14 protein-coding genes are annotated in these 14,604 nt (G+C 74.0%); 4 read left to right on the top strand and 10 right to left on the bottom strand.

Annotated features, from left to right (window positions below; genetic code table 11):
- Positions 1-55 precede the first annotated feature (55 nt).
- The 3 genes from AB0K02_RS01340 to AB0K02_RS01330 all read right to left on the bottom strand — a co-directional run bounded on the left by AB0K02_RS01340 (position 56) and on the right by AB0K02_RS01330 (position 4,651).
- Positions 56-2,056, bottom strand: coding sequence for an FAD/NAD(P)-binding protein (locus tag AB0K02_RS01340; protein WP_365990721.1), 2,001 nt, complete (start codon positions 2,054-2,056; stop codon positions 56-58).
- Positions 2,057-2,231: 175 nt separating this feature from the next.
- Complete coding sequence (locus AB0K02_RS01335) at positions 2,232-3,911, bottom strand: alkaline phosphatase D family protein (protein WP_365990270.1); 1,680 nt, start codon at positions 3,909-3,911, stop codon at positions 2,232-2,234.
- Between the two features lie 86 nt (positions 3,912-3,997).
- On the bottom strand, positions 3,998-4,651 hold the full coding sequence (locus AB0K02_RS01330; RefSeq protein WP_365990269.1) for an HNH endonuclease family protein: 654 nt from the start codon (positions 4,649-4,651) through the stop codon (positions 3,998-4,000).
- A 193-nt stretch (positions 4,652-4,844) separates the two neighbouring features.
- Here AB0K02_RS01330 and AB0K02_RS01325 point away from each other — a divergent pair, with 193 nt between their 5' ends.
- A complete protein-coding gene (locus AB0K02_RS01325; RefSeq protein WP_365990268.1) occupies positions 4,845-5,594 on the top strand; it encodes an ABC transporter permease in 750 nt (249 codons plus the stop codon).
- On the opposite strand, the gene AB0K02_RS01320 is transcribed toward AB0K02_RS01325, so the two are convergent.
- Positions 5,588-5,755, bottom strand: coding sequence for a hypothetical protein (locus AB0K02_RS01320; protein ID WP_365990266.1), 168 nt, complete (start codon positions 5,753-5,755; stop codon positions 5,588-5,590). The genes AB0K02_RS01325 and AB0K02_RS01320 overlap by 7 nt on opposite strands.
- Between AB0K02_RS01320 and AB0K02_RS01315 the strand changes: the two genes are divergently transcribed.
- Together AB0K02_RS01315 and AB0K02_RS01310 are read left to right on the top strand one after the other, a co-directional pair.
- Positions 5,756-5,968, top strand: coding sequence for a hypothetical protein (locus tag AB0K02_RS01315; RefSeq protein WP_365990265.1), 213 nt, complete (start codon positions 5,756-5,758; stop codon positions 5,966-5,968).
- Between the two features lie 218 nt (positions 5,969-6,186).
- Entirely contained in the window at positions 6,187-6,771 is a 585-nt protein-coding gene (locus tag AB0K02_RS01310; protein ID WP_365990264.1) for a TMEM165/GDT1 family protein, read from the top strand.
- 100 nt (positions 6,772-6,871) lie between these two features.
- On the opposite strand, the gene AB0K02_RS01305 is transcribed toward AB0K02_RS01310, so the two are convergent.
- Together AB0K02_RS01305 and AB0K02_RS01300 are read right to left on the bottom strand one after the other, a co-directional pair.
- Complete coding sequence (locus AB0K02_RS01305; protein ID WP_365990263.1) at positions 6,872-7,534, bottom strand: HAD-IA family hydrolase; 663 nt, start codon at positions 7,532-7,534, stop codon at positions 6,872-6,874.
- Between the two features lie 137 nt (positions 7,535-7,671).
- Positions 7,672-9,051 (bottom strand): peptidoglycan-binding protein, encoded by a 1,380-nt coding sequence (locus tag AB0K02_RS01300; RefSeq protein WP_365990262.1) that lies wholly within the window; start codon positions 9,049-9,051, stop codon positions 7,672-7,674.
- Positions 9,052-9,203: 152 nt separating this feature from the next.
- Between AB0K02_RS01300 and AB0K02_RS01295 the strand changes: the two genes are divergently transcribed.
- Positions 9,204-11,279 (top strand): MFS transporter, encoded by a 2,076-nt coding sequence (locus tag AB0K02_RS01295; protein ID WP_365990261.1) that lies wholly within the window; start codon positions 9,204-9,206, stop codon positions 11,277-11,279.
- A gap of 4 nt (positions 11,280-11,283) precedes the next feature.
- Here AB0K02_RS01295 and AB0K02_RS01290 read toward each other — a convergent pair whose 3' ends face one another.
- The 4 genes from AB0K02_RS01290 to AB0K02_RS01275 all read right to left on the bottom strand — a co-directional run bounded on the left by AB0K02_RS01290 (position 11,284) and on the right by AB0K02_RS01275 (position 14,338).
- A complete protein-coding gene (locus AB0K02_RS01290; protein WP_365990260.1) occupies positions 11,284-11,763 on the bottom strand; it encodes a GNAT family N-acetyltransferase in 480 nt (159 codons plus the stop codon).
- Positions 11,764-11,923: 160 nt separating this feature from the next.
- Complete coding sequence (locus AB0K02_RS01285; RefSeq protein WP_365990259.1) at positions 11,924-12,247, bottom strand: antibiotic biosynthesis monooxygenase; 324 nt, start codon at positions 12,245-12,247, stop codon at positions 11,924-11,926.
- Between the two features lie 249 nt (positions 12,248-12,496).
- Positions 12,497-13,192, bottom strand: coding sequence for an O-methyltransferase (locus tag AB0K02_RS01280; protein WP_365990258.1), 696 nt, complete (start codon positions 13,190-13,192; stop codon positions 12,497-12,499).
- 15 nt (positions 13,193-13,207) lie between these two features.
- Positions 13,208-14,338 (bottom strand): DUF2330 domain-containing protein, encoded by a 1,131-nt coding sequence (locus tag AB0K02_RS01275; protein ID WP_365990257.1) that lies wholly within the window; start codon positions 14,336-14,338, stop codon positions 13,208-13,210.
- Between the last annotated feature and the right edge of the window lie 266 nt (positions 14,339-14,604).

The following is a 14,604-nucleotide window of genomic DNA, read 5'->3' as shown; positions in this document are numbered from 1 at the left end:
CTTCGGTCATGGGGGGACGGAACCGATGAGGAGACAAAGGTTAGGCGGACCTAACTCATACTTGCAACTTCAACATCCGGCCGTGTCCGATTTCCGCCCTGCTCTCGATGCGGGCCCGGTCACCCCTGCCCGGACCGCGGCCCGCGCCCGCGAGCGGCGGGGTGAGCGAGCGCAGGGCCGCGCGCGCGACCGCGTCGGCGTCCGACAGCGTCACCGAGTCCACGCCCGGGCGGGCGCCCGCCGCGGTCACCCAGTGCACGCCCTCGGTGGGCACACCGAACGCGAACCGCCGTGGGTGCGCACGGCCCTGACGGTCGACCAGACGGTACGGGCGCGGTGTGACATCGAGACCACCGGTTTCGTAACCGTCGATGGCGTGGGGGCGGCACTGCCCCGTCTTCAGCAGCCGGCCGAGCAGCTCGTCGTCCGTTCTGCGCAGGTCCGGCTCCGGCAGGCGCGCCTCGATCAGCGCGGTGAACGTCACGGCCGATCCCGGCACATCGGGCGAGTGCGCCGTGAACAGCCCTGCCTCGGTGCCCACCGACATCCGCGGGCCCACCACCTCCAGGACGCCCGCCTCGATCAGCGCCGTCATCTCCTCGATCCTGCGCCGGGGCGGGCCGATGGACAGGAACGCGTTCAGCGGCGTGTACCAGCGGTCGAGGTGGTCGCGGCGGGACGTACCGGTCAGACCGCCGTGGTCGACGATCAGGCGCAGCTCGTTGCGGACGTCGCGCAGGACGTCGAGAGCCGCCTTCACCGGGCCGTCGACGTTGCCGAGCCCGGCCTGCGCGGCGTCGGCGCGCAGATACGAGAGCAGCCAGGCCCGGTGACCGGCGCGCGAGGTGAACACCTCGCCCCGGTGCGGACGGGAGAGACGCTCCCACGACCAGCGGTCCGCCTCCCTCACGCGGAACGCCTCCAGCGTCTCGGCCTCCTCGGCGCTGCCGTGCCGCGCCGCCAGGAACCGCTCCCGGAAGGATCCCCCGCCCGAGCCCGAGCCCGAGCCCCCGCCCGAGCCCGAGCCTGAACGGCCGCCCGCGCCCTCGCGCTCCCGGACCGCCGGCAGGGACGCGTAGTAGACGGTCTCCACCTCCTTGGCGACCAGAGGCCAGATCTCCGAGAGGAAGTCGGCAGGGTGCCCGGCCTCGGCCCGCTCCCGGAAGCCGGCGATCACCTCCGGAGTCAGCACCAGCGGTTCGTGCCGTCCGGACGGGCCCTTGGCGTTGTCGCCGCGCGCCTGGTAGGGCACGCCCCGCCGGGAGCCCGCGTACAGCACGGGTTCGCGCCCGGACGGACGATAGACGAGCCCCCGCTCCCCGTCGCGGACGAACGAGCCGCCGCGCCCCGTGGTCAACAGGGCCAGGTGGTCGAAGAAGCTGAGCCCCAGTCCGCGCAGCAGCACCCGCTCCCCGGCGGCGATGCCCGACAGGTCGAGGTCGGCCGGGTTGGCGGGCGGGAAGTGGCGCAGCCCCGGGCGGCGGGCCGCGTAGTCGGCGAGCTGCGCGGTGGACTGGCGTGAAACCACCGGCAGATGGCCCTGCGCCAGAACCACCGCGCTCAGCCCGGACAGCAGCGTGCCGTCGTCGAGCCGGAGCGACTGCAGCGGGTCCCGTACGCCGGCCGGGACGTCCCGGTCGTCCTCCAGCCGTACGGCGAGGGCCCGGTGCACCCGTACCTCGACCGTCTGCGGGGCCGAGGCCACCGTGCGGGCGAAGGCCCACTCCAGGTAGCGCCCGTAGCAGGCGCGGGTGGGGTAGTCGTCGGGGCCGAGTCGCTCGCCCGCCCGGCCGGCCGCCCACTCGTACAGACTCGGCCCCGGGCGTATCGGCCCCTCGCAGGCGACGCTGTCGTCCGTGAACACCGTCACCTGCGAGGCCACCGTGTTCATGAGCAGCTCGGCGCTCTGGTCGGTGCGCCACACGCGGCCCGCACCGGGGGCGGCGGGGTCGACGACATGGACGGTCAGGGGCGTGTCCGGGGCGAGGTCGGGGACGGAGGCGCAGAGCCGTTCGAGGAAACACGTGCCGCGAGGGCCTGCGCCGACGAGGGCCATCGCGAAGGGGCGGGGGGACTGCGCGGAACCTGCGGACAACACTGACTCCCGGGGCATGTGGGGTGCGCGACGGGCGCTGGAAGCGGATCGTCCGCCTCATCATGCCGGTGCCGCGCCGCAGGCCGCCGGGCCGGGTCCGCGTCGCCCGCCCCGCACGGCCGGAACGTGACGCCCGTCAGGGGGCGTCCGTCAGGCTCCGCTCCAGCACGGTCGTCAGCCGCGCGGCTCCGCCCCGCGTTTCCTCCGGGCCCTCCACCCGCTGGAGCCGCAGCGCCGCGGAACGGCCCCGCAGCGTCAGGGTCATGAGCTGGTTGCCGAACCAGGGACCGCCCGTACGCCGCCAGTTCACGGACGGGGCACCCGTGCGGCCGTGCCGGGCCAGCGCGCGGCCCAGCCGTTTCCCGAACCGGCTCCAGCCGAACCGGAACCCGACCCGGATCGCCGCGGGCACCGAATTGTGCAGCGGCGAGCACGTCAGCTGGAGCACCCGTGCCACGGGCCGCCCGGCCGACGGCCACACCGGCTCCGCCACATACGCGTGGTGCACGTCGCCGGAGAGCACGCACACGGTCGCGGGGGCGTCCTCACCGGCGCCCGCCTCCGCGATCATGCGCGTCAGCTTCTCGAACGACGCCGGGAACGCCGCCCAGTGCTCCAGGTCCGCGACTCTGCGCAGCCGCTCGCTCAGCCGCGCCCAGCGCGCACCGCGCCCGCCCCGGCACAGCGCCGCGTTCCACGTCTCGACGTCGTGGATCAGGGGCGGCAGCAGCCACGGCAGCGAGCTGCCCACGAGCAGGTGGTCGAGCGAGCCCCGGCCGGCGAGAGCCTGGTCCCGCAGCCACGCGGCCTCCTGCGGGTCGAGCATCGCCCGGTCCTGCTCCTCCAGCACGCGGCCGGCCCGTGTGTCGACCATCAGCACCCGGGTGCGGCCGAAGTCGCGGCGGTAGCTCCAGCGGACCGAGGCCGGGTCGGCGTCCGCGCGCAGCGCGAACTTCCGCAGGGCGTCGGTCCCGTCCCCGGCCGCCCGCACCTGCCCGTACAGCTCGTCGGCCTCCAGCTCGGCGGGGGAGAGGTTGCCCAGGTGCTGGTACACCCAGTACGACATGAGCCCGCCGGTCACCCGCTCCTGCCACCACGGCTTCGTCCGCATGTCCGCGAGCCAGGAGGCGCTGGTGTTCCAGTCGTCGACCAGATCGTGGTCGTCGAAGATCATGCAGCTGGGGACCACCGACAGCAGCCAGCGCAGCTCGGGGTCGAGCCAGGACTCGTCGTACAGCCGGGTGTACTCCTCGTAGTCCGCGACCTGCTCCGCCGGCGCCGTGGCGCCCGTGCCCGCTCGGGCCCGCCGTTCGGCGATCCACCGGCGGGTCGTGTGCGACGTCTCGTCCGCGTACACCTGGTCGCCGAGCAGGAGCAGCACGTCGGGCCGCCGGGCGGCGGGATCGGCCGCCAGCGCGGCGGCCAGGGTGTCCAGCGCGTCGGGGCCCACCGGGTCGTGCCCGCCGACGGGCGGCGCGGCCCAGCGGCATGAGCCGAAGGAGACGACGACGTCCGCCGAGGCCGCGCCGGGCGTACGGATCGTGCTGGGCGGGAAGGCCGAGTCGGGCAGCGGCCACACCCGCTCGCCGTCGAGCAGCACCTCGTACGCCGAGGTCGTGCCCGGTGCGAGGCCCGTCACGGGCACGAGCGCGTAGTGGTGGCCCGCGACGGCGAACGTGCGTGAGGAGCCGCGGCCGCCGCCTTCGCAGCGCACCTCGGCCGTGCACGGGCGGTCCGCCTCGACCCAGACGGTCGCGCTCGTGCCCGTGTCCCAGTCCACGTACCGCAGCAGCGGCCCCAGGCGCAGCCCGGCCATGTGTGCCCCTTCCGTCACCCCGTACGGTACGGAACGACGCGAGGGGCGGCCTGGTTCCACGCGGTGTGCGCGGGCCCGGAGGCCGGTCAGCAGCCGTTCAGTATGGACTGGAGCGCGCTCTTCTCGGCGGAGTCGACCTTCAGGTTCCAGTAGTACTTGGTGTGCACCCACATCCGGGCGTACATGCAGCGGTACGAGGTGACCGAGGGCAGCCACTCGGCGGGGTCCTGGTCGCCCTTGGCCTGATTGACGTTGTCGGTGACGGCGATCAGCTGCGGGCGGGTCAGGTCGTTGGCGAACTGCTGGCGCTGGGAGGTGGTCCAGCTGTTCGCCCCGGAGCGCCATGCCTCCGCGAGCGGGACGATGTGGTCGATGTCGACGTCGGAGGCCGCGTACCAGGTGCCGCCGTCGTAGGGGGAGTGCCAACTGCCGCTGACGGCGGCGCAGCTGGAGTCCTGGACGACGTTCGAGCCGTCGCGCTTGAGGACGACCTCGCGGGTGTTGCAGGTGCCCGACTGGGTGATCCAGTGCGGGAACAGGTCACGGCTGTAGCCGGTGGAGGAGCCCTCGGGGGCGACGGTCAGCTGGCTGAGATAGCTGCGGGCCGTGGAGGCGCTGACAGGGGTGGGCGGGGCGGCCTGTGCGGCCGGCGCGGTCGCCAGGAGGCCGGTGGCCGCGACGGCGGAGGCTGCGGCGAGGACGGCCGCCCGACGGGCGTGACGCGCGTAGACACCAAACATGCGAACTCCTTGGGAGTGGGGGGACGTGGCCATCCCTGCGCCCTTTCGGTGCGGGAGGGGCCCAGGCGTGGCCATGCTGGCGGCGCCAGGTTGCTCGGGGATGGGCGCCAGGTAACAGAGTGACGACATGGGCACGTCACATCAAGGGTTCTGACGAACCGGCACCGTCCGTTCCACCGGCTAGGGTTGCCGCGTGCTGCTGCCGGTCAACCTCACCCTCGGAGCCGTACTGGCCGTCCTGCTCGCCGCCGCGGCGACCGTCGCCGCCCTCGCCCACCTGGGCCGTTCCCGTGCGATCGCCGTCGCGGGCGTGCGCGCCGCGGCCCAACTCGCCGTCGTCTCCCTGGCGATCGGCTGGGTCGTCGAAGCCGTACCGCTGCTCCTCGCCTTCCTGCTGCTGATGTACGCCGTCGCCGTGCGCACCGCCGGGCGCCGCATCACGGCCAACTCCACCTGGTGGTGGGCCGCGCTGCCGATCGCCGCCGGCGTCCTCCCCGTCGTCGCGGCCCTGCTGCTGACCGGACTCGTGCCCGTGAAGGGCATCGCCCTCATCCCCGTGACCGGCATCCTCATCGGCGGCGCGCTCACCGCGACCGTCCTCGGCGGCCGCCGGGCCCTGGACGAACTGGCCCAGCGTCGCGGCGAGGTGGAGGCCGGTCTCGCCCTCGGACTGCCGGACCGGGACGCCCGCATGGAAGTCGCCCGCGAGCCCGCCTCCGACGCCCTGCTGCCCGGTCTCGACCAGACCAGGACCGTCGGACTGGTCACGCTGCCGGGCGCGTTCGTCGGCATGCTGCTCGGCGGCGCCTCACCGGTGGAGGCGGGCGCGGTGCAGTTCTTCGTGCTCGTCGCCCTGATGGCCGTCCAGGCCGTCGCGGTCGCGGTGGTGCTCGAGCTCGTCGCCCGGGGCCGGCTGCACCGGGACGGGGCGGACCCTCACTGACCGCGTCGGCGCAGCGCGAGGGCGCTGACACCCGCCGCGTTCTCCGGACCGACGCCGTCGCCACGCCCCCCGACGAGGACCGTGCCCGCCACGAACCGGTCACGGCCCGGCTCACCCGCCTGATCGAGCGGGGCCAGAACGCGGGCGAGTTCGACCCGCACGTGTCACCCGCCTGGCTCGTGGCGGCGGTGGTCGCGCTCGGCCACGCGGCGGGCGACGAGGTTCGCGCGGGCGGGCTCTCCCTTCCCGAGGCCGAGTCCTCCCTGCGCACCGCGACCCTGGCTCTCCTCGGGGCCCACCGGATGCCGCCCGCGCCGGACGCCCGGGGAAGCCGGGAGCCGGGTCCCCGACAGGCCGGTCGTACGGTCGCGTAGGCTGTACGCAGCAGAAGGGGAGTAGCTCTTCGCCGGAACGTCGACATACTGCCGGGCCTCGTGCCCGGCCGGCGCCCGGAGGCGGCCTCGTCCGAGACCGCCAGCGAGACCTTCGGCCGCAGTGTCCATGTGTTCATGGCGCTGCCGTGCCGAAGCGACCCCTGAAACGCTCAGGACTCTCGGCAGGGCCGCGCCCGACCGATTGAGGTTCTCCCTCCATGATCAGCTTTACCGTCATGGCGATCACGTTCGGTGTCGTCTTCCTCGCGGAGCTGCCCGACAAGACCGCGCTGGCAGGTCTGATGCTCGGCACCCGCTACCGCGCCTCGTACGTCTTCGCCGGGGTGGCCGCGGCCTTCGCCGTGCACGTCGGGCTCGCCGTCGCGGCCGGAAGCGTGCTCACGCTGCTGCCGCAGCGGCTGGTCCAGGCCGTCGTCGGCCTGCTGTTCCTCGCCGGTGGGCTGATGCTGCTCCTCAAGAGGGACGGCGGTGAGGAGGAGAGCATCAAGGCTCCGGCGGACCAGTCGTTCTGGAAGGTCTCGGGGGCCGGGTTCATGCTCATCCTCGTCGCCGAGTTCGGTGACCTGACCCAGATCATGACCGCCAACCTCGCGGCCCGTTACGACAACCCGCTCTCCGTCGGCCTCGGCGCCGTGCTGGCGCTGTGGGCCGTCGCCGGGATCGGGATCCTCGGAGGCCGGACGCTGATGAAGTACGTGCCGCTGCAGCTGATCACCAGGATCGCGGCCGCGCTGATGCTGGCCCTGGCCGCGTTCAGCCTGTACGAGGCCGTCGCGGGCTGACCGCCTGGACGGTCGCCCCGGGAACGGGCCGGTCGTGGCCCTCGACACGCGTCGGACCCTGCCCTGCGGGCAAGGTCCGGTGCGAGGGAGGCGGAGGCCGTCAGGTGCTGAGCTCGACGGTGCCGTCGGGGCGGGCGGTCACCGTGAGGTGCGTCAGGTCCGGCACGTACAGGTCGGGGGCGAAGGCGGCGGCCCTCGGACCCACGCCCACGACCCGCATGCCCGCCGCGCGGGCGGCCGTGATCCCGGCCTCGGAGTCCTCGAAGGCCACGCAGTCGGCGGGGTCGTACCCGAGCTCGGCCGCGCCCTTGAGGAAGCCCTCCGGGTCGGGCTTGCTCGCGCCCACGCACTCGGCGGTCACCCGCACCGCCGGCATCGGCAGTCCGGCCGCGTTCATCCGGGCCGTGGCCAGCGCCTCGTCGGCCGAGGTCACCAGGGCGTGCGGGAGGCCGGCGATCGCGGCCAGGAACGCGGGCGCGCCCTCGACGGGCACGACGCCGTCCGTGTCCGCGGTCTCCCGGGCGAGCAGGACGCGGTTGTCCGCGTGGTTCTGCTCCATGGGCCGGTCTGGGAGGAGCACGGCCATGGTCGCGTGGCCCTGTCGTCCGTGGACGACCTTGAGCACCTCGGCGGGGTCGAGCGCGTGCTCGACGGCCCAGGCGCGCCAGCAGCGTTCGACCACGGCGTCCGAGTTGACGATGGTGCCGTCCATGTCCAGGAGCAGGGCACGGGCGGTCAGGACGGGCGTGGCGGTGGCCGGCATCGGCATGGCTCCAGGGCGCGAGGAAGGAGACAGAGCGGTCCCGCCCGCCGGTCAGGGGGTGCGGGCGGAACCACTTTGTTCCTACACGATACAAAAGAGGGGCGGGGGCGCGCCACCCCGCCCCCGCTTCGGCCTCGTCACGGCTCGCTCGTCTCCGCCTCCAGGGACCGGCGCGTCTTCTGTCCGTAGACGCCGAGGGGGTCGCTCTTGATGCCGCGCGCCCACTGGTACCGCGCCACGGCGTCCTCGACGCTCTCGCCGTACTGCCCGTCCACGGGGCCCTCGTACAGCCGGATCTCCGCCAGCCGCAGCTGGAGCTCGGTCACGGCGGGGCCGCTGTCGCCCTTCTGCAGCGTCTTCGCCGAGGACCGCCTCGGCGAGTCCTCCGACATGCTGCCGGTCGCCACGGCGGTCGACGGCGGAGCGCTCGGGGCCGTCGCCCCAGGAGCGGATCCGGCCGGTGCAGTGCCGTCCGCCGAGGCTCCCGCGGAGGGACGCCCCGACGCGGACGCCGACGCGGAGGCGGAGGAGGATGCCGACGCGGGGGAGGAGGCGGAGGGCGAGCCGGACACGGACGCGGGAGCGGACGGCGCGTCCGGGCCGACGTTGAGACTGGGGCCGCTCGTGCCCCGGTCGGGCATCGAGACGTGGTCGCCTTCGCGCTCCCCGGAGAACAGGCCGCCGGCGAACGCCATGGTCCCCGCGACGGCGAGAACGGCCGCGCCGACGACGACCGCGACGGCCGTACGCCGCCGTGGCGCGCTCTCGGCGGGCGGAGCGGCGTCAGCGGCGCGGCCGTCGAGCGGCGGCAGCTCGTGCGTGTCGTCGCCCCACGCCGCGTCGGGCTCTCCGGGGGCTCGTACGACCCCAGGGGGCGCGGGGGGCGGCGAGGCGAGGTCGGGCATCGGGCCGGGCCCGGCCTGCGGTACGGGAGCGTTGCGCGCACCGGAGCCACCCGGCGCGAGTCTCGGCCCGGCGGTCCCGGGCCCTTCCGGGCCGTGGCCCACGCCCCCGGCCGGACCGACGGGCCCGGCAGGCCAGGCCTCGCCGCGTATCACGACGGCGCCCGCCCCCGGGTGTGCGGGGCCGACGATCCCGGCCCCTGCTGGGTCCGGTGCGGCGTGGCCCGCCGGTCCCGGGGCGAATCCGCGGGCGACGGCCCCCGAGGCCGCGGGGCCGACGGTTCCCGCCGCTCCGGCCGCGGGCGGGACCGGGCCCGCCCGGACGACCCCGGGCGCGATCGCCCCCGGCGCAGCCCCGTACGCAGGGCGGACGGCCTGCGGTCGCGGTGCCTCGCCGGGGAGCGGGGGCGGCGGGGCCGTGTCGATGAAGTCCGGCTCCGGGAGCGCCACATACGGGCGGATCCGCAGCGGATCGAAGTCCTCCGCCGCCGCGGCACGCGCCTGACGCTCCGCCCGCATCGCCTCCACCGCTCTGCGCGCGCAGTCGCATCCGGACCCGGCGCCGCCGTCCGCGCTCCGCGGTCCGCCGCACTCGGGACAGCTGTTTCCGGTCATGGCCGGCCCCTCCCCTAGGAATGCCGCCGATTATGCAGACGCCCGGTGCCCGACCGCACGGCACCACCCCACCTGTCCCGCCCCGCCCGCCCCTCGGCAGGCCATAACCGGACACACCCACCACGATGGAAGGGAACGCAAAGGAGATCCGCATGGCCCAGGAAGTGAGCACCGCGCACTCGTCCCCGGCCCCCGGAGAGGTCCGGAACCGCCGGACCGTACTCGTCGCCATCGGAGCGCTGCTGCTGGGCATGCTGCTCGCCGCGCTCGACCAGACCATCGTCGCCACCGCGTTGCCGACCATCGTCAGCGAACTGGGCGGCATGGACCACCTGTCCTGGGTGGTCACCGCCTACATGCTGGCCTCCACCGCCGCCACCCCCCTGTGGGGCAAACTCGGCGACCAGTACGGCCGCAAGAAGCTCTTCCAGGCCGCCATCGTCATCTTCCTCCTCGGCTCCGCCCTGTGCGGCATCGCGCAGAACATGCCCCAGCTCATCGCCTACCGCGCCCTCCAGGGCCTCGGCGGCGGCGGTCTCATGGTGCTGTCCATGGCGATCGTCGGCGACATCGTCGCGCCCCGCGAACGCGGCCGCTACCAGGGCCTGTTCGGAGCCGTCTTCGGCGCGACCAGCGTCCTCGGCCCGCTCCTCGGCGGGTTCTTCACCGAACACCTCAGCTGGCGCTGGGTCTTCTACATCAACCTGCCCATCGGCGTCGTCGCGCTGCTCGTCATCGCCGCCGTCCTGCACATCCCGGCCCGCGCCACCCGGCACACGATCGACTACCTCGGCACGTTCCTCATCGCCTCCGTCGCCACCTGCCTCGTCCTCGTCGCCTCCCTCGGCGGCGTCACCTGGGCGTGGCGCTCGGCGCAGATCGTCGGGCTCGCCGTGCTCGGGGCCGTCCTGCTCGTGGCGTTCGTCGCCGTCGAGCGGCGCGCCGCCGAACCGGTGCTGCCGCTGAAGCTGTTCCGCATCAGGACGTTCAGCCTCGTCGCCGTCATCAGCTTCGTCATCGGCTTCGCGATGTTCGGGGCGATGACGTACCTTCCGACGTTCCTCCAGGTGGTGCAGGGCGTGTCGCCGACCATGTCCGGTGTGCACATGCTGCCGATGGTCCTCGGCATGCTGATCACCTCGACGGCGTCCGGGCAGATCGTCAGCCGCACCGGCCGCTGGAAGGTGTTCCCCGTCGCCGGAACGGCCGTCACCGCGCTCGGGCTCGTCCTGCTGCACCAGCTGAAGGAGTCCAGTTCCACCTGGCAGATGAGTGTGACCTTCTTCGTCTTCGGCGCCGGACTCGGCCTGGTCATGCAGGTGCTGGTGCTCGTCGTGCAGAACGCGGTCAGCTACGAGGACCTGGGCGTCGCCACGTCCGGTGCGACGTTCTTCCGGTCCATCGGGGCGTCGTTCGGTGTCGCCGTCTTCGGCACGATCTTCACCAACCGGCTGGAGGACAAGCTCGACGACGCCCTCGCCGGACAGCGTGTGCCGCCGGGCGCGGGCCCGTCCGAACTCGCGGCCGACCCGCGCGCCATCGCCGAACTCCCGCCGCCGCTGCGCCCGTCCGTGCTCCACGCGTACGCCACGTCCATCACGGACGTCTTCCTGTACGCGGTGCCGGTCGTCCTCCTCGCGTTCCTCATCTCCTGGTTCCTCAGGGAGGACACGCTGCGCGGCTCGGTCACCGCGCCCGACCCCAGCCAGACGCTCGCCTCCAACCCGGTCGAACGCTCCTCGCACGACGAGGTGGCCCGCGCCCTGTCCGTCCTGGGCTCCCGCGAGGGGCGCCGGCACATCTACGAGAAGATCACCGCGCGCGCCGGGTACGACCTGCTGCCCGCCTCCAGCTGGCTCCTGCTGCGGATCAGGCGGCACGGCACGGTGGAACCGGCCCGCCTCGCCGAGACCACGCCGGTGCCGCTGCGCGCCGTCACCGAGGCGGCCCGCGAGATCGAAGGGCGTGGGCTGGCCCGCCGCGAGGGCCTGGACCTCTTGCTCACGGACCGGGGCGCGGAGGCGGCGGCCCGGCTGTCGCAGGCCCGCGAGGAGTCTCTGGCGGAGCTGCTGGGCGACTGGTGGGGGCCGGACCGGCCGACCGACCTGATCCAGCTGGTGCGCGAGCTCAACAGCGAGCTGTGCGGCTCGGACGCGGAAGGGCCTCACAGCCCCGAGCCGCGCGGCGACCACGAGCGGCCTGCGGCGGAGTACCCTCGACGGCACTGAGCGACTAGAGCTTCTTGCCGTACCAGACCTCCATGTACGGGCCGGTGCAGTACGCCGGGATCTCCTCGTACCCGTGCCGTGCGTACAGGGACCGGGCGGCGAGCAGATCCAGCCGGGTGTTGAGCACCATGCGGCGGGCGCCCAGGGCGCGGGCCTCGTGCTCCAGCCGGTCCATGAGCAGCCCGGCGCCCCTCAGGCCCCTGAAGGCGGGGCGGACGAACACGCGGGTGAGCTCGGCCCGTTCCGCGTCCAGCATCAGCACCCCGCCGCAGGCGGCGGCCTCGCCCCCGTAGCGTCCGACGACGAACTGGCCGGTGGGCGGGACGAGTCGCTCGGCGCCGTCCCCGGTCAGTCCCTCGTCGATCTCGGCGTCGGTCGCCGGCCGCTTCCAGTAGCTGCCTGCGACGTCGCCGTAGTAGGCGCGGCGCAGGGCGTGGGCGTCGTCGGTGTCGACGGCCTCGGGGGCGAGGGTCCACTCGGTCATACGGACCTCTGTATCCCCGGACGGGCCCGTCCCGCCAGCGAATTACGAATTACGGCGCCGTACCAGCGTCGACGCCCCCGGCGCTCACGGGTCCGGGCCCGCGGCGCTCACGGGTCCGGGCCCGCGGCGCTCACGGGTCCGGGCCCGAGTCCGACAGGTGTCAGACCTTGGGAGCGGCCTGCTGGATCACCTCGAAGGACCACACGGTGGACCCGCTCGCGGCGGGCCTGGGACGCTCGCCGCCCTCGCCGCCGCCCTGGTGCGCCGCCTTCATGGGGCCCTCCATCCACGCCTGGAACGACTCCTCGTCGCGCCAGCGGGTGTACACGAGGTACTGGTCGGTGCCCTCGACGGGCCGCAGCAGCTCGAACCACTCGAACCCGTCGGACGACTCGACGGTGCCGGCGCGGGAGGCGAAGCGCTTCTCAAGGGTCTCCCGCTGCTCGGCGGGGACGGTGAGGACGTTGATCTTCACGATGCTCATGCCCCCATCCTGCCGCACGCCCCGCCCCGCCCCCGGGGGACGCCGCCCGAGCCGCACACACGGGGGTCCGCGCCTCAGACGCCGAGGGGCTGGATGTCTTCCCCCCGGGGCGGCCGCGCCCCGAAAGCCGACGAGGCTGGCTCTCGCACGCGCGAACGGAACACCGCGCGAAGCGCGGTACCGGGGCGGAGCCCCCGGAAGGCGGGGCTGGGGCGGAGCCCCGGCCGGCAAGGGGCGGGGCGGGGAGCATCAGCTCAGCACGCGCGCCACCAGCAGCCCGTCCCACCCCTTCACGCCCACCGTCTGCACCACCGTCGCGTCCAGCCGCGGCTCGTCCGCCACCAGCCGGTACATCTCCCGCGTGCCGACAATCGCCGGGTCCCCGCTCGACGGGTCCGTCACCCCGCCGCCGCGCACCACGTTGTCCACCACGATCACGCTTCCCGGGCGCGTCAGGCGCAGTGCCCATTCCACGTAGCGGGCGTTGTTCGCCTTGTCCGCGTCGATGAAGACGAGGTCGAACGGGCCCGCTCCCGGCTCCGCCTCCAGGCGGGGGAGCAGGTCCAGCGCCGCGCCCGTCCTGACCTCGGCGACCTTGTCGCACCCGGCGCGGGCGAGGTTCGCGCGGGCCACGTCGGCGCGGGCCGGGTCGTATTCGAGGGAGATCAGCCGGCCGTCCGCCGGCAGCGCGCGCGCCAGCCAGATCGTGCTGTAGCCGCCCAGCGTGCCGATCTCCAGCGCCGTGCGCGCTCCCTGGATCCGGGCCAGCAGATGCAGCAGCTTGCCCTGGTTCGGGGCGACGTTGATCGACGGGAGCCCCGCCGCCTCGCTCGCCGCCAGCGCCTCCGTGAGCGCGTCGTCCTCGGGCACGAGAAGCTCGCCGACGTAGCGGTCGACGGCGTTCCACCGGTCCTGCAGTCGGTCCTGCGCAGCGTCATCAGTCATACGGGTCACGCTATTTCAGGGCACCGGCGTCGGCACGGGATTCGACGGCCGGACCGGCCTGTGCCGCCGTACCCGTACCGCCCACACCACCGCCGCCGACGCCCCGGCGGCGACCGCGCCGAGCGTCAGCAGCCACACCGGTACGCCGCCCAGCGTCAGCAGCTCGTCGTGCCACACCACCCGCCGAAAGGGTGTGTCTTCGGCAGCCGCCCGCAGCTCGTGGTCGCCGTTGATCCGGGACGGGTCGGGGAACTCCTGGTCGAAGACGGTGAGGAAGCGTTCCTTCCCGCCCGTGAGACGGCCCAGCTCCCCGGTCGGCGACGTCACGCGCCCCGCGTAGGTCACCTCCGGCTCGCTGCCGCCGATCGCCGAGCGCGGCTCCATGCGGTGCCCGGCGAGCACGAACAGACCGAGGGACTGGGCCGTGTCCGCGCGCCGGGACAGCCGCATCGGATAGACGAGTTCGTCGCTCGCGAACCGCAGCCGCAGGGGGTCGAGCGTGCCCGTCAGCACCGCCCCCTCCTCGCGCGGCGCGAGCCGTACGGCCACGTACTCCCAGCCCCGGTCGACGTACGGCCGCAGGTCGCCGGTGAGGCCGGCGGGCATCTCGAAGCCGTTCTCCTCCAGCCAGTCGCCCAGCGCGTTTGGGTCGGTCGCCGTCAGCCGGGCGACGTCGAAGTCCCCCAGCCGTTCACGGCCGACCACGCCCACCCCGGCGTCCGGGGCGGCCGCACTCGGCGGCGCGGCCCCCGCGCCGTCCACGTCGTCGAACGGCCAGTCGTTGCCGCGCGGCCAGAAGTACTGCCGCTCGCGGTGCTCGGGCGCGGCGATGCGCACCAGTTCGTCGAAGAGCGCCTCGTCCGCGAGGTCGACCGTGGCCCGCCCCGGCACCGGCATGATCCATGCCGCCCGCGGCGTGTCGGACGTGACCGTGAACCGCATGACGATCTGCTCGGTGCGGCCGTCCCAGTCGACCACCGAGGTCTCCCGGCCCACCGTGATGCTCGCGTTCGGGTCGGGCACCATCGCGCCGCAGCCGCAGGCGTGAGCCGGCGCGACCAGAGCCCCGAGCTGGAAGCCGAGCAGCAGCAACAGGACGACGAGCGCGCGCGGGCGCGGCCCGCGTTCTTGTATGTTCCGACGCATGCCTCCTGTGACGGTGCCGGGCGCGTCGGCGGTTCCGGCTGGTCAGGGCTTCCGGGGTGCGATCGAGTGGCGAGAACCGGACAGCAACGGGGTGACAGGCAGGCGAAGAAGGGGTTGCCTGAGTCTTTCCGGCAGGGCAGTGCGGCACGCCCTGCCGACGCCCCGCGAGGCCGGAACAGGACACGCGGGACCGCACGACACGCAGGACCGCACGACACGCAGGACCACGGGGCGCAGGACGGCAGGGCGGCAGGACCGGGACGACA

The organism is Streptomyces sp. NPDC049597, from assembly GCF_040675505.1.
In the GTDB taxonomy this organism is placed as follows: domain Bacteria; phylum Actinomycetota; class Actinomycetes; order Streptomycetales; family Streptomycetaceae; genus Streptomyces.
Note: the sequence above shows the minus strand (reverse complement) of the source record. Positions and strands in the feature narration are given on the sequence as shown.